Consider the following 22,117-nt stretch of genomic DNA (forward strand, 5'->3'; position numbering starts at 1 on the left):
ATTGGGCTTTATTTTTGATCGATATTCACCACACCGCGACACTTTGGAAATTGATGACAACCATAAAACGCTTGTCCTTGGCGCGCCCCTTTTTTTGCTATACGCTTAATCATCTCACCATTACATTTTGGGCATGCAGGCGCTTGGATTGGGGCAAAGGTAATATTAGTTTGCTCAATGATAGAAGGCTCATTCACCTTCGGCTCGGATTCCAATACTTCAAATGGGGTGATAAAAATAGAATCATCACTGTTCGGTTGCGAGCTAGGTTGCATGTTGTTAGATGGCGCAATTGGTGTGTCGATTTGTTCAACTTCTGTTTGGCCAGACCATCGAAATACCTCTCTAGATTTAATAGCGCCTGGTGCTTTTGGTTCAAGCGTAGGCTTAGCAACTGATTTACTTTTTGGGTTATTGCTTGGATGCTTATTGCCCTTGGCATGCTTGTCTTTTAGATACGCTTTATGCTGACTGTTAGTTTTCCAAGATTTGCTAAATCTATTATTTTCAATCTGCTCAATGATAGATTCAACCTCTGCTTCAGTTAATATCTTATCCTGCTTTTTCTTAACATAGGACACCATGCCACTGGTCAATACATGCTCTGGCAGCTCATCGCGAGTCTTAAGCTCGCACTCACCGATGAAAGCAATCATCGAGTGAAAGTAGCTCATTTCCAATTCTAATAATTCAGCCAACGTCTTGATATGCAGATAGTTTTGACGCAATGGATTTTGGAATTTGTACTTGCGACCCATGATAACTTGCGTCCATTGTCTTTGCCTTTCATTCCCGAATATCCAGCCTTTATAGTTTTTAGTTTCGATGACGAAGATGCCATACACGGAGACGATAACGTGGTCTATTTGAGTACTGCCGCCATTGGCTAATGGCAAGGTGATATTATTTAGGCGGTGATAAATATCTTTTTCAAGCTTTAGCCACATGGCTACGTTGATGACGGTCTCGCCTAAGATACCTTTGAAACTGGACATAAGGGACATTGTTTTTTATCCTAAGAATACTCAGCTAACGGGTACTTCCATTACCAGCACTTGCGCATTAATAATGACGTCCATCGTGAATTGCTCAGCCCTAATAATACCCAATCCATCGCGCGCCTGTAAGACTTTACCATCAATGACCACACTGCCTGAAATGACAAATACGTAAACGCCATTATCAGTATCGTTGAGCGTATAAGTTTGGGTCGCACCTTGATCAAATTCGCCGACACTAAACCACGCGTTTTGATGAATCCACATGCCAGCGTCATCTGCATTTGGGGATAGCACTTGATTAAACGCGTTTTGGTTTAGCAAGTCAACGATGCTGACTTGCTGATAGCGCGGTGTGACATTCTTTTTATTGGGCTCAATCCAGATTTGTAGGAATTTAACAGGTGTATCCAAACTGGCATTCATCTCAGAATGCACGATTCCTGTGCCTGCGGACATAATCTGAATCTCACCGCTAGTGATGAGACTTTCATTGCCCATATCGTCTTTGTGCAACAACGTACCTGACAATGGGATACTGACAATCTCCATATTACGGTGTGAGTGTGAGCCAAAACCATGACCACCCTCTATATGATCATCATTAATCACCTTGAGGACGCCAAACCCTACCCGCGCGCGATCGTAGTAGTCGGCAAAGCTAAAGGTGTGCTTGCTCCTGAGCCAATCGTGATGCGAGCCACCGCGTTTATTTGCTGGATGATGAATGGTTTTCATAATACTAAGACTTGTCCTCTCTTTATTTCTGATCTAAATGTAATATTGCCATACAGCTGGTATCTGCCTATAAGCAGTGTCATTAATCAACAGACCACAAACAGTAACATTAGAAAAACAGAAGTAAAAATTACTATTGCGGCACAATATATTATAGGCGAATAGATAGCTTTAATATAAACTTGTTATTATTGTTTAAATTTTATATATAATTTACGTCTATTATTTATTATAATTCACTAATGATGGTCTAAGTGATCGCTAGCATGGCTAAGCTTATATCATTTTATTAATTTATCTTATCGTTAATTATTAACTATTTAAGGAATTAAAATGACATCATCTGATACGTTAACCAAAAAAAACTATCTCAAGACGTAAGTTACTAGGCGCAGCTGGCATCGGTCTTAGCGCATTACCCTTGATGAGCACGCAAGTGTTTGCAGCGGCTAACGACGCCACCAGACCACCAACGCCCTACCTCGCCAGTACCGCAGAAAAGAAAATTAACATTATCAGTCTCGAGCGCTTAGAAGTCGAAGCGCGCGGCGCTATTCCAAAAGCAGGCTATGAGTTTGTATCAGGCGGTGCAGGTGATGAGTGGACATTGCGCGAAAACCGTCGTGCATTTAATGATTATCGTATCGCAGCCAAACGCTTAGTTGGTTTGTCTAATGATGATATCGATATCAAAACGCGCTTGTTAGGCCTAGATATGCCCTCACCTATCATGGTTGCGCCAATGGGAGCACACATGATGGTGCACGAGCAAGGCGAAAAAGACACCGCACGTGGTGCTGGTCTTGCCAAGACTTTATACTGCTCATCAGGCGCATCAAACACCACGCTTGAGGAAATTGCCAAAGCGACTAGCGGCCCGAAGTGGTTTCAGTTGTATTGGAATAATGATGATGCGGTAACACGCTCACTACTGACTCGTGCAAAAGAAGCGGGCTATACAGCGATTATCCTAACCGCTGATGCTTTAGGACCTGGTATGCCTGAAGATTTTAAAGCGATGGGCAGACCATTCCGCCCAGATGCAAACTTCGCCAATCATGATCCTAAGAAAGGGGGCTTTGGTAACTTTTTTGATCAAAAGACTTCTTTGACCCCTGAAAACATTCAATTTATCAAACGCTTCACGGGCTTGCCTGTTATCGTCAAAGGCATCCTTCGCCCAGACGATGCCGACAGATTTATCCGTGCAGGTGCTGATGCCATACAGGTTTCTAACCACGGCGGTCGTCAAATCGATGGCGTACCTGCCAGTATCACTGCACTGCCACCTATCGTCAAAGTAGTCAATAATCGCGTGCCCATTATCTTAGATGGTGGTATTCGCCGAGGTATTGATATCGTGCGTGCCATTGCCATGGGCGCAGATGCCGTAGCAGTCGGTCGTCCGATGATGTATGGTTTGGGTTTAGGTGGCGCACAAGGCGTGCAGTCGGTTATTGAGCACTTGAGTAATGATCTAAAATCAACCATGTTGTTAGCGGGTGCGGCCAAGCTGTCTGATTTAAACTCAAGCTATATCGATATCGTGGGTGAGAATGAAAAATTTGACACCTATAATGGTTAATCGGTGTTATAGAACTGAGTTAACAACTCTCAAGCCTAAACGATAATAAAAAAGCTGCTAGAATAATCTAGCAGCTCTCTTTTTGGCTCAAAGTTTGTTATTTGTTAGAAATTTTAGAACTGCCATTTCTTATCTTGTTGTTTATTAACCTTACCTTTTTTCTTATATCTTCTTTTCTGAACCATAGTATCTATTTTATCTTGCTTGTTCTGAGCTTTTTGATTTATCTGATCCAGCATTTTTTGCATCTTTTTGTCTATTTTATCCAGCTCTTTCTGACGTTTTTTCTCTACCTTGTCTAGCTCTTTTTGATGCTTCTTATCTATCTTGTCTTGCTCTTTCTGAATCTTCTTATCTATTTTATCTTGCTCTTTTTGACGCTCTTTCTCTATCTTATCTTGTTCTTTTTTACGCTCAGCATCTATCTTGTCTTGCTTTTTTTGTTCCTTCTTGCTCAATGGAATGTTATCTATCTCATCGTTATTCAAAGGCTTATTTGACATATTATATGACCTTATATCCTATTATTGTGTGGAATGTCGTGATACTAAATTAGCATCCTTGTACAGATAACGTATCAATCCAAATTTAATTAGTCAATGTGTCAATACAAATATACACCTCAAAGAACGCTTTCTTTAGATTAGTACACAAAATGCAACGCTAATCATATTATAAACACCTAATTGGGCGTATATGTACATAATATGAAAGAGTTGTAAGGTGCGTCCATCGCATCGATAAGACCGTTTTATCAATCTACAGGCTGCTTGGTTTAGTCCTTTTGCAGATCAAAAAAAGAGCTGCCAGATTACTCCAGCAACTCTTTTATAAACTCAAAAACTAAGTTTAAGCTTTGGTTAATTAAACCAAACTATTCACCGCATCAACCACAGCCTCAGTAGTAATACCAAACTCTTTATACAAATCGCTGGCTGGCGCGGACTCGCCATAAGTGGTCATGCCGATGACTTTGCCATCGAGACCAACGAACTTATACCAGTAGTCCACATGCGCAGCTTCGACAGCGACGCGGGCGCGGATAGTGGCAGGCAATACCGCTTCGCGGTAGCTGGCTTCTTGCTCCATAAATATTTCAGCACAGGGCATAGATACCACACGCACACCAACGCCATTTTCGCTCAACGTTGCATACGCTTCCATAGCAAGACCAACTTCTGAACCAGTGGCAATGATAATTGCTTTTAGCTCGCCCTGCTCTTTGGCTAGCACATAACCACCTTTAGTAATATTCGCCACTTGCTCATTATCACGCGCTTGATGCGGCAAGCTTTGACGGCTAAAGATGAGTGCGGATGGATTGTTTTCTGACTTAATCGCTTCTACCCAAGCAGTAGCAGATTCGGTCGCGTCACAAGGACGCCATGTACGTAGATTTGGCGTGGTACGCAGGCTAGTCAATTGCTCAACTGGCTGATGCGTTGGGCCATCTTCACCCAGACCGATAGAGTCATGCGTGTAGACGTGAATGATGCGCTGCTTCATCAAGGCGCCCATACGCACGGCGTTACGCGCGTATTCCATAAACATCAGGAACGTCGCCACGTAAGGGATAAAGCCGCCATGCAATGCGATACCATTGGCAATCGCAGTCATGCCGAACTCGCGCACTCCGTAATAGATATAGTTGCCGTCAGCATCAGTCTCAATGCCTTTCGCGCCTTTAAATAGTGTGAGGTTCGAGCCAGCGAGATCCGCTGAACCGCCCAATAATTCAGGCAATAATGGCTGTAGCGTGTTAATCGCGTTTTGACTGGCTTTACGGCTGGCAACATCACCACCCTGCTCTTGGGTTTGTTGGATATAGTCTTTTGCTTGCTTGTCAAAATCCGCTGGCAATTCGCCATTTAGGCGGCGTAGTAGCTCTTCAGCCAATTCTGGATAGGCCTTTTTATACGCTTCAAAGTCGGCATCCCAGTTCTTTTGTTGTACATCGCCTTTGGCTTTAGCATCCCACGCTTCATAGATTTCATCATCTAATTCAAACGGTGCATGCTTCCAAGATAAGGCATCACGAGTCAGAGCGATTTCATCATCACCTAACGGGGCACCATGGCTAGCCGCTAAGCCTTGCTTATTTGGGCTACCGACACCGATGATAGTTTTGCAGATGATTAAGCTTGGCTTAGTGGTCTCTTTAAGCGCTTGCTCAGTGGCTTGCGTGATAGCATCAGCGTCATGGCCATCGACTTTGATGACTTGCCAGCCGTAAGCTTCAAAGCGTGCTCCAGTGTCATCAGTGAACCAACCTTCGACATCACCATCGATCGAGATACCGTTATCATCATAGAAGAATACTAATTTACCAAGCTCTAGCGTGCCAGCCAGTGAGCAAACTTCATGGCTGATACCTTCCATCAAACAACCGTCGCCCAAAAACGCATAAGTATGGTGGTCGACGATGTTATGTCCGTCACGGTTGAACTGTGCGGCTAAGGTCTTCTCAGCGATAGCAAAACCAACCGCATTGGCGATACCTTGACCTAGTGGCCCAGTGGTCGTCTCAACACCTGGCGTATAGCCAAGCTCTGGATGGCCTGGGGTCTTTGAATGCAGTTGACGGAAGCCTTTTAAATCATCGATGCTGACATCATAGCCAGATAAATGGAGTAATGAATAGATAAGCATCGAGCCATGACCGTTCGATAACACAAAGCGGTCACGGTTGTGCCAGTTAGGGTCAGCTGGATTGTGCTTCAAAAACTTACGCCACAAAACTTCGGCAATATCGGCCATTCCCATCGGCGCACCTGGATGTCCAGAGTTGGCTTTTTGTACCGCATCAAACGACAGTACACGGATGGCATTGGCTAATTTACGTTCACTAATTGGAGCTGACATAGAGTATCCTAATATTCAAATGAGGGGTTTGGCTGATAAGAGGAGAGTTTACTCAGAGGATAATCCATTAAAAGCGCGATAAACACTCTTAATGGATAGGCTATAAAATTAAAGTGCAATATTAACATATTTGCCATGAATCAAGCCAAAAATGCATTGGAATGACTGTTTGCATTTAATAATGACTCATATCGGTTTTGTCAAACGACAAACCATCGACAAACTATGTGCCAAGCAATGCGACAAAATTAACAGCTTGCTTATCATTCAATTGACAATAAAACTGTTATATATATTTAAACGCGCTACTGGTATAAATTTTACTTGCGTGCTGCGTTCCCAGAGGCTGCGCAACTGTATTTTAAAAGAAAGCATCCCAGTAGCGCTATGTTCTTTTTAGAATGCATCGACTATATTAAGCTGAAATAGTTTCAACACCGCCCATAAACGGACGCAATACTTCTGGAATGGTGATACTACCATCAGCGTTTTGATGATTCTCCATTACTGCGAGTAAGGTACGACCAACTGCTAGACCTGAACCATTTAACGTATGTGCCAGACTGGTTTGCTTGCCGTCTTTGACTCGCGTACCCATACGGCGTGCTTGGAAGTCGCCACAGTTAGAGCAGCTTGAGATTTCACGATAGGTATCTTGGCTCGGTAACCAAACTTCGATGTCATAGGTTTTTTGCGCGCTAAAGCCCATATCACCCGTGCAGAGCTGTACCACACGGTAAGGCAGATTTAGCTGCTGCAAGATGTCTTCTGCTTGTCCAGTCATCGCTTCAAGCAGCTCATCTGATTGCTCAGCACTGGCAATATTGACCATCTCAACTTTTTCGAATTGATGCTGACGGATCAGACCACGAGTATCACGACCGTGCGAGCCTGCCTCACTGCGGAAGCATGGCGTATGCGCGGTGAACTTTAGTGGCAGCTCTTTGATATCTAAACGCTCGCCGCGTACCAAGTTGGTCATTGGCACTTCCGCCGTTGGAATCAAATAAAAGTCGGTGCCATCATTATGAGTGTGGTTGGTAAGTTTAAACAAATCATCTTCAAACTTAGGCAGCTGACCCGTACCTTTTAGGCTCTCACTATTAACAATATAAGGCACATAAGTTTCGGTATAACCGTACTTGATGGTATGAGTATTTAGCATAAATTGAATCAATGCACGATGCAGCTGCGCAAGCTGGCCTTTTAAGACATTGAAACGACTACCCGTAATCTTCGCGGCTGCTTCAAAATCAAGCATACCCAAAGTCTCACCAATATGAGTATGGTCTTTGATCTCAAAATCAAACTCACGCAATGTGCCCCATTTGCGTACTTCTAAGTTATCGTCCTCAGAATTACCGACTGGTGTACCTGCTGCTGGTAAATTCGGAATTTGTAAGGCGGCTTGGGTAATCCGCTCTTGTAAGGTGCGCAGCTCGTCTTCAGCCGCTTTTATCTCACCGCTAACGCTTTGCATCTCGCTAAGCAGCGCACTTGCATCTTCGCCAGATTTTTTTAGCGCGCCCACTTGTTTTGCGCCAGCATTACGACGCGCTTGCAGCTCTTCCGTTTTCACTTGTAACGATTTACGCTCATTTTCGATGGTTTGCCAAAAACTCATATCAAGCTCGTAGCCACGAGTGGCCAATTGCTGCTGTAATTCGCTTAAGTCACCACGTAATAGTTTTGGATCGATCATAGTATTGGCCTGTAGAGCTGAGAGTGAATAAGAAGGTTAAAAAGACAATAGCAATGTAACAAGACAATCGTGCACAGTTCAATTGTACAGCTGGGTCTTGATTTTAGGCTGATCATACAAGGATATTTTAGCTGCTATGATACCAAGACCCAGCCGTTTTGACCATGTTTTGAATGGGTTTTCACGCGTTGATGGCACAGTTTTTGAGACTCTGGCTTTTAATACCTTATTGCTCACATAGTTGGTCGCGTGCTGATACGCTTTAGTTTCATTATATTTGCGACTGCTGCAAATAAAAACGAATAAACCAACAACGATGGTTATGTGTTTCATTTAGGGGCACTTTTCGGTAAGATAAGCGCATATCTTTTAATCCACTTCTAGTTAGACGTGACATCACTCATCACGTCTGACGCTTTTTAACTGAGTATCTGAGAAACCTTTATGGCCTTGTACCCTTATACCTTACAACCGATTGCCTTAAATCTAACCGAGGCCGAATTTCACCAAGCACAATACGAGCTATTTGCCAGCGCTAGCCCTTCTTTTGGTCTATCTGGCATCAAGATGAAAGAGTGGATCATTATGGCTGTAGTCGTGGCGCTCGCGATTGCAGGACTGGTCTTTGTCTCAGGCTACTCAACAATTATTTTTTGGGTGATGCTAGCAGCAGTCGTGATTTACCTTTTAGTTCGTACTCTTGGCTTTAAATGGTATGTCAAAAGAGAGTTTGATAAGCAAGTCGCCGAGCAACAAATGCCAGACGAGATGCGTCAGATGAAACTTGGTGTACAAAAGTACGGCTTGGTCATGGCAATGCCCGTCAACCAACCAGATCTTATGCAAAACCCGCAAATGCGCGGTATGCAGATGCGCGCAGGCTCGACACAACAAGCGGTCGTGCCATGGAGTGCCATCAAGAGCTGGGATGAAACTGACGATTATATCTTTATGATGTTTGAAATGAAGGGTCAACAAGGCAGCCAGATCATACCTAAGCGCTTAAAAGCACAAAAATTTCCGCTTGATACCGTTCGTCAGCACTTACTGGAAGTCATTCCTGTTAAAGGTCTAAACCCTGAGAAGTTGCAGCCACCTGCATAAAACATGGTGAGGGCATTTTATAGTCCAGTGAGCACAAAAGAAACAGATCGATGAGTATTGGTTTAAAAAATAAATCACACTCTTATATTTATCAAAATTAACTTATACACGGTGCTTTGCTATACTAAAAAGTATTGAAAAAGAGGCTTAAGAAGATTTAACTCATACAAGCAAGTTCTGATTAAATAAAGCTCGACTTAATAATTGTTTTTGTTAACTCAGAAACCAGCTCTTGTCTACATTGTTACTTATTTACATTGTTACTTTATAATGTTCAAAAGCTGCAATATATTAACGAGCATAGCAATGAGGTTTTTCACTTGCTACACTTCTAGCCTCAATTATTTAATACTTTATAACAACACTCAAACTATAAGGATAATTTTATGAGTAATACTGATAATGCTACTAATCAAATCGGACTAGAAAAAGCAGATATGGGTGAAGTAATCACTAAATTGAATAGCCTATTATCAAGCTATCACATATTCTATATCAACGTACGTGGTTATCACTGGAACGTAAAAGGTGAGCACTTCTTCTCACTACATCAACAGTTTGAAGAGCTATATACCAATCTACAAGTAGAGATTGATGAAATCGCTGAGCGTATCTTGACGTTAGGTGGCACTCCTTTACATGCTTACAGTGACTTTGCACAACATGCCAGTATTAAAGAAGATAAAAATGTCAAAGATGGCAACGCTTGTATGAAAGGTGCGGTTAGCGGCCTGCAAGCTCTGATTGAAGAGCAGCGTGAAGTGTCAGCGTTGGCAGAAAAAGCAGAAGACCAAGGTACTGCTGACTTAGTTGACGATTATGTACAGCAGCAAGAAAAGCTGGTTTGGATGTACAATGCCTTTTTGGGTTAATAGTCTATAGACTAACAAATTTATCTCTATCAAATAAAAAAGCACCTTTAAGGTGCTTTTTTATTGCTTAATCGTTTTATCGCTTACTGTTGAAATTGCTTAATCGTTTTATCGCTTACTGTTGAATCCACTGACGAATTTTTTCGCGTTCGGTAGGAGTCGCTTTGAGCCATAGCTGCATAAACTGATCCAATGTGCTCGCAGAAGTTACTGTACTAGAAGTCTGTGTCACCACTGTCTGATTGGTGGTAGATGGCTGATCTAAGGCAGCGATAGCACGTTGGTTTTGGAGCTGAGCATCACCGCCGCCACTGAACACACCGCCGAGCGCATTACCTAATCCTGAAAACAGTCCGCCACCGCTAGAGACACTTTGCTGGCTTGCAATAACTGTATTACCTTGCTGTACAGCTAGAGTTGGCTTTTCTGCATACTCTTTCGCTGCCGCATAGTCTTCTGGTTGGTTAGGCATCGTTAAGCGATATGTTTGATTGTCCATCATTTCTGCCGCGACACTAACATTTCCTGAGCGCAGATAATCATGTTCATCACGGTTCAGATTATACAGACGGTCATATTTAGCAGTAATGACATGCTTACCTGGCTGCAAAGTAAACTCTTTGGTCAATGGCTGAAAGACGCTTTGTTTGAGCTCCTGACCATTAATCGCGGTCACTTTGATATTGTCATCCACTAACAGCTTGACTGCTGCATGAGAGAGCATGGACACTGAGCTTGCGCCAATTAATAGCGTACTAATGGTTAGTTTTTTGAGCAAAGAGGCAGATGTTTTCATAAGATATCCTATCTATGTATATGTTAAGAGTCTATGTCTTAGAGTTTAGGTCTTTGTATTGACGGCTCTATATTAAGAAAGTTTGGCGAGAAAAATTTTAGATGCTGCCTCTAAAGCTTTTGTGCTGACGCACAAAGCGCTTAAAAATCTAACGACATCGTGTGATTATCCTGACTGTCTATTTTATTATCATTTTGTGTTTCCTGATTGATATCAGCAAGTTCAGCGACAAGTGTCTGCTCATCGATAGTACGCAGTGCATCACTGATAACAGCCTTAGATATATTACTACGTCCAAGGTTAGAAAACATTGGCTGGATATAATTCAGCACTTCCATCATTGCCCCGATACGATGCGGACCATCATTGAGTAAATGATCGATAATACGTTCATCAAACTGCCAACCACGCCGACGTAATATAGACTGCAGTAATGCTTGGCGGTCAGCCAAATCATGACCATTGGGCACTTTAAAAGCAGGTGCTTGTGACAAACGGCTCAGTAAATCTGTTAGCTGAAACGGCAGCTCACCAGCAGGCTTATTGGCTGCAAATATCAATTGACGCTGACCTTCACGGCTACGATTAATCAGGTGAAACAAAGCTACTTGCCACTCGGTACTATGCTCGAGTACTTCTATATCATCAATAGCAATGACATCGAAGTTCTCTAAAGAAGACAATACATTGACATCAGTATGTATAAGCTCGTTGAGTGACAGACAAATCGCCGATTTATCCATATCCAGAAACGATTCGCAAATAGCAGATAAAAGGTGAGATTTGCCAGTAGCAGTGCTACCAAATAGGTACAGTTGACGAATCAGGCCGACATGTAATTGCCGCACTGCATCAATAATCGACATCCAACCTGGACCAGAAAAGTCACTGAGACTCGCATCATGCTTGATGTCCAGATTGAGACTTAGCTGCGCTTCTGCCATGAATCATCAACTCGGTTCGCGTAATACAATAGATAAGTAATACAATGAAATAAAAAAGCCAAACTGTTTTTTGGTACGCTTAAAGCTTGCATCCTATAGATTAAAACTTCTTTGACTATGGTTGCTAGCATAACAAACACTGCGCCTATATATACCATACTTGCAAAATGACTGACAAGTCTTTTACCGTTAATATCTTATTATAAGTGACTGCTCACTATCGTACAGGGCAAATATTGACACCATTTAGCTTATCTTTACTTACTGTATTCCTCATTTACTTGCTGCACTATTCATTAAATATTTATTTTTTTTCAAATAAATCAAACTGTTTGCGGCCTTGATAAAAGTCGGTACTAATATAGTAGTCATACAAATGATGGAATAATACATTCAGTACTGCAGCCACAGGCAGCGCAATGAGCATGCCAACGAAACCTAATAAGCTGGCACCTGCCAATACTGCAAAGATTACCCACAGCGGTGATAACCCAATCTTATCACCTAATAACAGTGGCTGCAGGATATAGCCCTCTGCGGCTTGTCCAACCAAAAATGCCCCAACGATTAATGATAAATATGTCCAGTTCAAACCAAACTGGAAGAGACAGGCAATAATCGCTGCGACAAAGCCGATACCAAAGCCCAGATAAGGCACGAAGCTGGCAATCCCTGCCACCATACCAATGATAAGCCCAAGCTCGAGACCGATGAGCTGCAGCTGTACTGCATAAATCGCTCCTAATAACACCATCACCAATAACTGACCTTTGATAAAGGCCATCAGTGCTTGATCGCTGTCTTTAGCAATGCGTATAATTTTTTTAGAATAAGCGGCTGGAAGTGCCTTCTCCCATGTTTGCAAGCGACTGTCCCAGTTGAATAAAAAATAAAAAGTCAAAATCGGTACCAACACGATTAATCCCGCATTGTTGATAAACTTCATACTTGAGGCAAGTATTTGACTCATTAGACTGCTCGCATCAGCAAATTTGTAATGCGTCTGCATATATTCTACCAGCGTTTCTGAAAACCCTTTAGCCTCCAATTCTGGCAAACGAATACGGCTATTGTTTACAAACCACTCACGTACCACCTGATTATACCAGTTCAAAATCTTCGGTAGATATTCCCAAGCTGCTTGCAACTGATGCCACAACGTAGGTACCAACCACCATAGCAGCAATACCATACCGAGCGTTAGCGTTGCATAAACAACGATAATCGCCATCCAGCGTTTGATATATTTTGATAAACGCTTCACCAATGGGTTAAACAGGTAAGCCAATACGAAAGCAATAACAAACGGGATGATAACTGGCATCATCAAATGCATCAAAACTAGAGACACTATCAGAACAGTGACGAAAAACAAACGCCGAAAAAAAGGATCTATCGGTTGGTTAATCATTAAGTGGATTCCTACTAGTAAACTGATTTAGATGATGATTGGTTTTATTTTTATATAATAAGCAATTTACCATAGCTATTTATACGATAGCCTTATCGTAAACTATGACATAACAACTGCCTATAGACCATAGCTTAAATAACTGTAACTTTAGAAGCTGTGATTTAAGCTCTTTATTATCGCAGAGTAAGATGAAAAATCAGTCATTTTTTGTTTCTTAGCTCTTTATTTGGTGCTTATGATTAATATTCACTGATAATTGGTAAGTTGCTTTGCGAGTAAGGGCTATTTTTGGGTATAATGCGCCCACTGTCTTCAAACCTTACTTCTCTGATTCTATTTATCGATTTCGACTGTTCGTTCGAATTATTTAACCCCAATTGTGAGATAACCATGAGTGATAAGCCTTCTTTAAGCTACAAAGATGCCGGTGTTGATATTGATGCAGGCGACGCGCTGGTTCAGCGGATAAAATCCGTAGCAAAAGCCACTACTCGTCCTGAAGTCGTGGGTGGGCTTGGTGGGTTTGGCGCATTATGCCGCATTCCAACAGGTTACACCTCTCCTCTACTTGTCTCTGGCACTGACGGCGTGGGCACCAAGCTCAAACTGGCCTTGCAGCTGAATCGTCATGATACTATCGGTATTGATTTGGTCGCCATGTGTGTCAACGATTTATTGGTTTGCGGTGCCGAGCCATTATTCTTTTTAGATTATTATGCAACGGGCAAGCTTGATGTCGAGACCGCTGCTACTGTAGTCACTGGTATCGGTGAAGGCTGTAAACAAGCCAATTGTGCACTTATCGGCGGTGAAACTGCTGAAATGCCGGGCATGTATCAAGATGATGATTATGATCTAGCTGGATTTTGTGTGGGCGTGGTCGAAGAAGCGGAAGTTATCACTGGTGAAAATGTCGCAGAAGGTGATGTGCTCATTGCGCTTGCTTCAAGTGGTGCACATTCAAACGGCTATTCATTAGTACGTAAAGTCATCGAAGTCAGCGGTATTGACGTTACTAATAGCGATGAGCAACTAGACGGGCAATCTATCCAAGACGCGCTGATGGCGCCTACTCGCATCTATGTAAAAGCTATCAAAGCCCTGCAAGACACCCTTGGTAATTCTGCCCTGCATGCTATGTCACATATCACTGGTGGCGGCTTAACGGATAACTTACCACGTGTATTACCAGATAATCTAGCTGCTAGCATCGATACCAATAGCTGGCAGTTCTCAGAGCTATTCACTTGGCTACAAACCCAAGGTAATATCAGCCAAAGCGAGATGTACCGTACCTTTAACTGTGGCGTTGGTTTTGTCATCGTTGTGCCAAAAGACAAAGCTGAAGCAGCCATCAACACTTTGAACGATGCTGGCGAGACAGCATGGCAACTGGGTGAGATGGTCAAGCGCAGCACTGATGACCAGGCGGATGCTGTGGTGTACCGTTAATGTCCGTATCAACACTATCAGCTGACCCTATAAACCAAGCCAATAAACCTTTACGCATTGCGGTATTGGTGTCAGGTAGTGGTAGTAATCTACAAGTACTGATAGATGCGATGCAAGCAGGTTCGCTACCGATTGAGATAGTCGGCGTCATTAGTAATCGTGAGGATGCTTATGCCATCACACGTGCGCAAGATGCCAATATTCCAATAGCGGTGTTGTCACACGTTGCTAAGGGCAAACGCATGGGTATCAAAACCTTTGAAAGCCACGCTAATGACCAATTGACGGTATGGCAGCCTGATCTAATTGTGCTCGCTGGTTTTATGCGTGTACTCAGCGCTGGATTCATCGACAATGCGCCAGCACCGATGATTAACCTGCATCCTTCATTACTACCTGTCTATAAAGGTCTGGATACTCATCAGCGTGCCATCCAAGCAGGTGAGCGTCACCATGGTTGTAGCATTCATGTCGTCACAGCTGAGCTCGATGCGGGTGCTGTTTTGACCCAAGCATTGCTAGAAGTTGCTCAAAAGGATACAGCGGACAGTCTGCAAGCACGTGTGCAAAAGCTTGAGCATCAACTGCTACCGTGGACGATTATGCTTATCGCAAAGGATATATTGAATATCAATCAGCTAACCACTCAAAATAATGGCGCTAAGTCTGCCAACTTACCCGCCCTTCCTTTAAAGCTTTGGTTAAATGGCTAAGGCTCTAATAACGACTTATCAATAAAAATAATGACCTACCAATAAAAACACCCCGCTGCTTAGCAACGGGGTGTTTTTGCATTTATAGATGATTATAAGCGTTACAGATAGTTGTAGAAGTTAGGCAGGTTTTTTACCCACGACGTGTACTGCTTTGATATTAACAAACTCCTTGATACCAAAGCCGCCATGTTCACGGCCATAACCCGAATCTTTGACGCCACCAAATGGCAATGCTGGATGAACTAAGTTATAACCATTGATGTAAACCATCCCTGTATCGAAGTGCTCTTGAGCCAAACTGATGGCTTTGTCTTCGTCTTTGGAGAAGATGGCACCGCCCAGTCCATAACGACTGTCATTGGCGATACGGAATGCATCTTCTTGATCTTTGGCACGAATTAAAGAAGCAACTGGACCAAATAACTCATCTTTATACGCTGGCTGATCTGGCTTGATATTCTCCAAGATGGTTGGTGGATAAAAAGCACCAGCCTTATCAGGGATTTCACCACCGAGCGTAATCGTTGCGCCTTTGCTCACACTCTCTTGAACTTGCTCATGCAAGTTATCACGCTGCTTACTACTCGACATAGGGCCTACATCAGTAGAGTCATCCATCGGATCGCCTACTTTATATTCTTTGAACTTTTCAATCACTAAATCACGGAACTTATCATAGACACTATCTACTACCACGAAGCGTTTGGCAGCGATACAAGTCTCACCGTTATTGTATAGGCGAGCATGCGCACAAGTTGTGGCTGCTAAGTCTAGGTCTGCGTCTTCTAATACGATAAAAGCATCATTAGAGCCAAGCTCCATGACCGTCTTTTTCAGCACTTTGGCTGCTTGCTGTGCCACTACTCTACCGGCCACATCACTACCTGTCAGCGTTACACCGCGTACTTTTTCATGTTCAATAACCTGCTCAGACTGATCATGACTGATGATTAGAGCACGGAATAAATCGTTCGGTAAGTCAGACTCATGCATGATTTTTTCAATCAGCAAGCCTGAGCCTGTGACGTTCGAGGCGTGCTTAAGTAAAATACTGTTACCTGCCATCAAGTTTGCAATGGTATAGCGGAACACTTGATAAGCTGGGAAGTTCCATGGCTGGATACCATAGATGATACCAATGGGGTCATAGCGTACTAACCCTTTTTTGATGCCTTCAATATCGCGCTCATCTTGCGCCAATGCCGCAACGCCTTCACCAGCGGTGAAATCACAAATGGCTTTACACAAGTCAACTTCTTCTAAACTTGCCTCTAGCGTTTTACCGCGCTCCTCAGTCATTAGCTTTGCGAGCTCATCTTTGTATTTCATCAGCGTATCGCCGATAGAATTGATGACTTTAGCGCGTTCTTCTGAACTGACCAAACGCCACTCCGAAAACGCTTTATGCGATGCGTCAATGATTTTGTTGACCTCATCATCACTCATATAGCTATAATCTTTAATGTCTTTACCCGTCGCTGGGTTCACAGTAGTAATATCTGCCATGATTATTATCCTTATTTATTAGAGTATTTTTGAATTGGTTTGATTAGGACGTGTCTTTTTCTTGATGTTCATTGTTTCTCTATGTCCTTTAAGCATAACAAAATGCGCACTGAGTAGGTTTACAAGTTATAAAGAAGTGTGCGTAAGATGTTAAGAATGTGACTGTGCCCTTGAACTCAGAATCAAGACAATAAAAAGACCAACGTATCGGCTGGTCCTTTTTATTTATCTCATTTATATATCTGACAGTTAAGCATATCGCTTAAGCAAATAACAACGCATCAAAACAAATGGTTGATCACTGGAATTTCCTGCGGTTGATGCTCTTCATCCGCAACCACTTGCCTTGCGACATGCATGATCAGCTGTCTTAACCAGCGATGGGCTGGATGATGTTGCAGTAATGGTGACCACGCCATCGTTAGCTCAAACTCAGGGATAAAAAATGGTGGCTCTTTCATAACGATACTATCGTTATTTGCCTGCATTCTCGCCACACGTGTGGGCAGCGTCGCTATCAAATCTTTATTAGCAGCGAGCATGGCCGGCATTTGGTAATGACGGGTAAAGACACTGATTTGGCGCTTTTGTCCCAGACGTTGCAGCGCTTGATCGATAGAGCCAAGACCGCCAGATTTCTCTGGGTTTACACCGAAACCCACACCCATACCCGTCTTTGACACCCAAACGTGTTGCGCTTTGAGATAGTTTTTTAAGTTAAAGCGATTGGCAATAGGGCTATCAGCTGACAATAAACAACTAAAAGTATCTCGCCAGACCAATACTTGATGAAAGCTTTGCGGTATCTCATTAAAACGGTTGATCGCCAAATCAACTCGGCCTTGCTCCATGTCACGATAAGAGACATCAGATGGGGTCAAAAAGTCTAAGATAACATTGGGTGCCTCAGAGCGCAGCGCTTTTACCAGCTTAGGTACCAAGGTTGCTTCCGCATAGTCTGAGGTCATAATACGAAAAACACGCGAGGTGGTATAAGGGCGAAACTCAGTACGTGGTTCGAGTACTTGGGTTAAGTCCGCGAGTATCTCGCGAATCCGCGGCTGCAGCTCTAAGGCACGCTCAGTCGGCGTCATACCTTCAGAAGATCGTACCAATAGCGGATCGTTGAATAGCTTACGCAGACGCCGCAAAATATTACTCATCGCAGGCTGGGTGATGCCTAATTGCTCAGCAGCTCGTGTGACGTTTTTTTCTCGTAACAATACATCTAAATGTACCAATAAATTCAAATCAACCCGCTGCAAATTCATACATATTTCTCTTTGCTTTAAAATAAACGCCCTATCAAAATTGGCGACTTTACCCGCTATTGTGATCTATATACGTTAAAACCGTATAATCAAACCCTGATTTTTACTGACGATCTGCCAAACCCCTCTCTGCCACGCTACAAAACAACTGGGTTAAGTACTTGTTTTCATTACACTATACATTTAAAAAATACTAAAGATAACTATCATAAATTAGATAAATCCTAGTAAGACCGCTATAGTGACCTGTGTAGGCAAATCGAAGGTCAGATTATAAAGCTCATATCAACTGACTACCACACCTAACTTTGGTGACACGTTTTTGAGCTCATACTAGGTTATTGTATCACTTCTTATCGAGAAGTAATGATAGCACTATTGAGTATATCCTTGTGTTTATCCGTAAGTTTGTTTAGTGTAATAAAGCTGAGGCTTATGACGGATTATTGTTTATTACTCTAATCTCACTACATTTTTAGTCATGCTACCAGCAATGACGCTTCGATATAATCAATGCCACCATATTGTAATCCCTGCGAATCCCACGCAAATATAGTTATGATCATTTTACCAATTGATTTTGTTCGTTAATTTTTCACACCCCACCAAGGAGACTATAGATGTCAACTGCATATAAATCAGCGATCGATTTAGTACGTGAACTTAAGCAAAAGCACGGTAACTGGCAGAATATCAGCGAAACTGATGCGGCACGTATGATGTCACAAAACCGTTTTAAAACTGGTTTGGATATCGCAAAATATACTGCAAAAGTCATGCGTCAAGATATGGAAGACTATGACAATGATACGTCTCAGTACACGCAGTCTTTAGGTGCATGGCATGGCTTTGTTGCCCAGCAAACCATGTACGCTAAGAAAAAATACTTCGGTACGACGTCTAAAACTTACATCTACCTATCAGGTTGGATGGTTGCGGCCCTTCGTTCTGAGTTCGGTCCTCTACCTGACCAATCTATGCACGAAAAAACTTCAGTACCTAAGCTAATCGAAGAGATCTACACTTTCTTACGTCAAGCCGATGCTAAAGTACTAAACGACTACTTCCGTGAGCTAAACGCTGCAGAAGAAGCTGGTCAAGATACTTCAGCTATCCTAGAAAAAATCGAAAACTTTGAAACACATGTTGTGCCAATCATTGCTGACATCGACGCTGGTTTCGGTAACGAAGAAGCGACTTACTTGTTAACCAAGCAAATGATCGAAGCAGGTGCTTGTGCTATCCAGGTTGAAAACCAAGTATCTGACGCTAAGCAGTGTGGTCACCAAGCTGGTAAAGTAACGGTTCCACATGAAGATTACATCGCAAAAATCAACGCGATTCGTTATGCATTCCTAGAGCTTGGCGTTGAAGACGGTATTATCGTTGCACGTACTGACTCTGAAGGCGCATCACTAACGCAAAAAATTCCAGTATCAGAAGAGCCAGGCGACCTTGCTTCTCAGTACATCGACTTCATCGAAATGGAAGAAGTGACTCTTGAAGATGCAAAAGAAAACGACAGCTTGCTTAAGCACAACGGCAAACTAGTACGTCCAGTTCGTCTGCCAAACGGTCTATATCAGTTCCGTGAAGAAACGAACATCGACCGTGTTGTACTTGACTGTGTAACTGCCTTGCAAAACGGCGCTGACCTACTATGGATCGAAACACCGACTCCAGACGTTGAACACATCAAAATGATGGTTGATCGTATTAAAGAGCAAGAGCCAAAAGCGAAGCTTGTTTATAACAACAGCCCATCGTTCAACTGGACGCTTAACTTCCGTAAGCAAATCATCGCTCAGTGGGAAGAAGAAGGCAAAGACATCTCTGCGTACAATAAAGATGACTTGATGAGTGCTGATTACGACGGTACTGAGCTTGATGAAGCTGCTGATATCGCTGCTAAGAACTTCCAGCGTGATGCGTCACGTGAAGCGGGTGTATTCCATCACTTGATCACGCTACCTACTTACCACACTACAGCGCTTAGCGTGCATGAGCTTGCTAAAGGCTATTTCGGTGAAGACGGTATGCTTGCTTATGCTGCTGGCGTACAACGTAAAGAAATCCGTGAAGGCATCGACTGTGTTAAGCACCAAGCAATGGCTGGCTCTGACCTTGGCGATGACCACAAAGAAATCTTCTCTGGTGACAACGCACTTAAAGCTGGCGGCGGCAAGAACACGATGAACCAGTTCTAATCACCGACAATCTATAACTGCACGTTACAAGAAAAGCCGTCCTATAATATAGGGCGGCTTTTTTACGTTTATATAAAAGGGCGCATGCTTGTGAAAAAACATTAAAAAAACCCCTTAACCATCGCTGCAAACAACCTAACTACATGCGATTTTATAAAAGATACTCTTGTCACATGCATTGATTTAAGACATAGTAGGTCTATAACCAGTAACAAATTAATAGAGTTGCAAAGGAGGATTCGACCGTGCAAGAGATAGAACTGAGGTTTTTGATACCACCAGCACGTCTAAAAGGTCTGATGCGTCAAGCAAAAGTAAAATCCTCACAAGTGACTCAATTAGCAGCCCACTATTACGATACACCAGATCAGCAGCTGGCTCAGGCAGGTATTGGCTTACGTATTCGTAAAGAAGGCAATAACTGGGTACAGACCATCAAAGCCCGTGGTGACGGCATTGCTGCACGTCTAGAGCACAATACCACCTTGGATCATGAGCATGTCCAAGCCATGCTAAACAATAATGCCTTAATGCCAGATTTAACCATTTATAAAGACACAGCTATCGCCCCAGCTTTGGCTAAATTTAAGCTAAAGAAACTTGCCAAAAATTTAACTCGTCAATATGTTACTGATGTAGAGCGCACTACTCGCCTGCTAGTAGATGATAAAAACTATAAAAACGAAAGCAGTATAGAAGTGGCATATGACCATGGTAAGATCATCCATGGTAAGGACGATACTCAGCGCCAAGCCATTAAAGAAATTGAGTTTGAATTGGTATCGGGGGATTTGGACTTTTTATTTGCCACTGCCAAGACTTGGTGCAAACGCTATAAGCTTTGCCTGTCCACAGTGACCAAAGCGGAACGTGGTGGCTTGCTGATTACAGAGCAAGCGTATAGTCCAGCGGTCAGTGCCAATCTTAGCCAACTTGAGGTTCATAAAGACAGTAGTAGACCTACTTTTATCCGCGCAGTAGTCAATAACTGTTTATTACAAATACTACCAAATAGTAGCGCTATCGCCGAAGGCAGCGAAGATGATGATCATATCTTGCAACTGCGTATCGGTATTCAGCGGCTTCAATCTGCTTTAAAGGCTTTCAATAATTTCTCAGATCAACTCAATCCTGAATGGTCAGTTATTCTTAAGCAAACTGCTACTTTATTGGATGAATACCGTGAAGTGGCTTATTTAGCGCATACCGTACAGCCCAAGCTTGAGCAGCAAGGTGCTCCCACTGTAGATTGGAGTGCAGAGCTAAAAAACATTAAGGTATCCCCTATTGATGCGGTACAGGCCAACGACTTCCAACTGACTTTACTTGAGCTGATCGCCTTTAGTATGAGTGATCCTAGTACTGAAGCGCAAGCGGACAAGCTTGCCATAGATAAATTGACAAAAATATTATCTAAACATCATACCAAGCTGCTCGAAGCCGAGCACAATCTCGATGATTTAGACATCGATAACGCAGGCGATGTCAGCTCAAATAGTAATGATGAGCAAAAGGCTCAGCATAAGCTGCACAATCATCTAAATAGTCATCTAAAGAGCTTACGCTATATCAGTGAGTTTGCTGCGCCTCTATACTCTAAAAAACAAAGCAAGCGCTGGATAAAGCGCTTAGCCAAAGCCCAAAAAGCACTGGGGCAATATCTCGACAACCTACACCATAAAGATTATTATTTGCAAAAATCAGCTACTGAGCCCAATGCCTTGTATGGCGCTGGTTGGTTTGCTGCAACTTTAGTCAAGCGTGAAAAACGCTATCAAAAACGCTTAGAAAAACCCCGCAGCAGCACTACCTTTTGGTAATACTGGCTAGAGCGTATCCTCAATCTGAACGATAAGTTCTGAATGAGCGAACAGATGAGTAAAGATAAAAAAAGACAGCCGCTTTAATAACGGCTGTCTTTTTTATTGTTTAAACTATTAGCATTTAAAC

At 42.8% G+C, this 22,117-nt stretch carries 17 protein-coding genes; 7 read left to right on the forward strand and 10 right to left on the reverse strand.

Annotated elements, in window-relative coordinates; genetic code table 11:
* Positions 1–8: 8 nt before the first annotated feature.
* Positions 9–995, reverse strand: a complete 987-nt coding sequence (locus JMY01_RS08880; protein ID WP_227677791.1) for an NERD domain-containing protein — start codon at positions 993–995, stop codon at positions 9–11.
* Between the two features lie 30 nt (positions 996–1,025).
* A complete protein-coding gene (locus tag JMY01_RS08885; RefSeq protein ID WP_201575217.1) occupies positions 1,026–1,736 on the reverse strand; it encodes a pirin family protein in 711 nt (236 codons plus the stop codon).
* A 424-nt stretch (positions 1,737–2,160) separates the two neighbouring features.
* On the opposite strand from JMY01_RS08885, the gene JMY01_RS08890 reads away from it, so the two are divergent.
* The gene (locus JMY01_RS08890; RefSeq protein WP_201575218.1) at positions 2,161–3,321 is read left to right on the forward strand and encodes an alpha-hydroxy-acid oxidizing protein; all 1,161 of its coding nucleotides are present in this window, start codon (positions 2,161–2,163) and stop codon (positions 3,319–3,321) included.
* A 113-nt stretch (positions 3,322–3,434) separates the two neighbouring features.
* Here the strand turns inward: JMY01_RS08890 and JMY01_RS08895 are convergent, their stop codons facing one another.
* From JMY01_RS08895 to serS, 3 genes are all read right to left on the reverse strand, one after another.
* On the reverse strand, positions 3,435–3,824 hold the full coding sequence (locus tag JMY01_RS08895; RefSeq protein ID WP_201575219.1) for a hypothetical protein: 390 nt from the start codon (positions 3,822–3,824) through the stop codon (positions 3,435–3,437).
* A 361-nt stretch (positions 3,825–4,185) separates the two neighbouring features.
* Positions 4,186–6,183, reverse strand: a complete 1,998-nt coding sequence (gene tkt, locus JMY01_RS08900; RefSeq protein ID WP_201575220.1) for a transketolase — start codon at positions 6,181–6,183, stop codon at positions 4,186–4,188.
* A 415-nt stretch (positions 6,184–6,598) separates the two neighbouring features.
* Positions 6,599–7,885: a serine--tRNA ligase gene (gene serS / locus JMY01_RS08905; RefSeq protein WP_201575221.1), complete on the reverse strand. Its 1,287-nt coding sequence runs from the start codon at positions 7,883–7,885 to the stop codon at positions 6,599–6,601.
* Positions 7,886–8,329: 444 nt separating this feature from the next.
* Between serS and JMY01_RS08910 the strand changes: the two genes are divergently transcribed.
* Positions 8,330–8,989, forward strand: coding sequence for a YcxB family protein (locus JMY01_RS08910; protein WP_201575222.1), 660 nt, complete (start codon positions 8,330–8,332; stop codon positions 8,987–8,989).
* A gap of 386 nt (positions 8,990–9,375) precedes the next feature.
* A complete protein-coding gene (locus JMY01_RS08915; RefSeq protein WP_201575223.1) occupies positions 9,376–9,861 on the forward strand; it encodes a Dps family protein in 486 nt (161 codons plus the stop codon).
* 115 nt (positions 9,862–9,976) lie between these two features.
* Here the strand turns inward: JMY01_RS08915 and JMY01_RS08920 are convergent, their stop codons facing one another.
* The 3 genes from JMY01_RS08920 to JMY01_RS08930 all read right to left on the reverse strand — a co-directional run bounded on the left by JMY01_RS08920 (position 9,977) and on the right by JMY01_RS08930 (position 13,012).
* The gene (locus tag JMY01_RS08920; protein ID WP_201575224.1) at positions 9,977–10,657 is read right to left on the reverse strand and encodes a DUF2057 family protein; all 681 of its coding nucleotides are present in this window, start codon (positions 10,655–10,657) and stop codon (positions 9,977–9,979) included.
* A gap of 140 nt (positions 10,658–10,797) precedes the next feature.
* Positions 10,798–11,601 carry a DnaA regulatory inactivator Hda gene (gene hda / locus JMY01_RS08925; protein WP_201575225.1) on the reverse strand — a complete coding sequence of 268 codons (804 nt, stop codon included), beginning with the start codon at positions 11,599–11,601 and terminating at the stop codon, positions 10,798–10,800.
* A gap of 304 nt (positions 11,602–11,905) precedes the next feature.
* Complete coding sequence (locus JMY01_RS08930) at positions 11,906–13,012, reverse strand: AI-2E family transporter (protein ID WP_201575226.1); 1,107 nt, start codon at positions 13,010–13,012, stop codon at positions 11,906–11,908.
* A gap of 393 nt (positions 13,013–13,405) precedes the next feature.
* Here JMY01_RS08930 and purM point away from each other — a divergent pair, with 393 nt between their 5' ends.
* A complete protein-coding gene (gene purM / locus JMY01_RS08935; RefSeq protein WP_201575227.1) occupies positions 13,406–14,467 on the forward strand; it encodes a phosphoribosylformylglycinamidine cyclo-ligase in 1,062 nt (353 codons plus the stop codon).
* Positions 14,467–15,180, forward strand: coding sequence for a phosphoribosylglycinamide formyltransferase (purN, locus tag JMY01_RS08940; protein WP_201575228.1), 714 nt, complete (start codon positions 14,467–14,469; stop codon positions 15,178–15,180). Before purM ends, purN begins: the two co-directional genes overlap by 1 nt.
* A gap of 120 nt (positions 15,181–15,300) precedes the next feature.
* On the opposite strand, the gene JMY01_RS08945 is transcribed toward purN, so the two are convergent.
* Together JMY01_RS08945 and JMY01_RS08950 are read right to left on the reverse strand one after the other, a co-directional pair.
* A complete protein-coding gene (locus JMY01_RS08945) occupies positions 15,301–16,689 on the reverse strand; it encodes an NAD-dependent succinate-semialdehyde dehydrogenase (protein WP_201575229.1) in 1,389 nt (462 codons plus the stop codon).
* A gap of 281 nt (positions 16,690–16,970) precedes the next feature.
* On the reverse strand, positions 16,971–17,960 hold the full coding sequence (locus tag JMY01_RS08950; RefSeq protein ID WP_201575230.1) for a LysR family transcriptional regulator: 990 nt from the start codon (positions 17,958–17,960) through the stop codon (positions 16,971–16,973).
* A 620-nt stretch (positions 17,961–18,580) separates the two neighbouring features.
* On the opposite strand from JMY01_RS08950, the gene JMY01_RS08955 reads away from it, so the two are divergent.
* Entirely contained in the window at positions 18,581–20,167 is a 1,587-nt protein-coding gene (locus JMY01_RS08955) for an isocitrate lyase (RefSeq protein WP_201575231.1), read from the forward strand.
* 245 nt (positions 20,168–20,412) lie between these two features.
* A complete protein-coding gene (locus JMY01_RS08960; RefSeq protein WP_201575232.1) occupies positions 20,413–21,987 on the forward strand; it encodes a CYTH and CHAD domain-containing protein in 1,575 nt (524 codons plus the stop codon).
* The last annotated feature ends 130 nt before the right edge of the window (positions 21,988–22,117 follow it).

This window comes from Psychrobacter sp. H8-1, from assembly GCF_904846575.1.
Lineage (GTDB): Bacteria > Pseudomonadota > Gammaproteobacteria > Pseudomonadales > Moraxellaceae > Psychrobacter > Psychrobacter fulvigenes.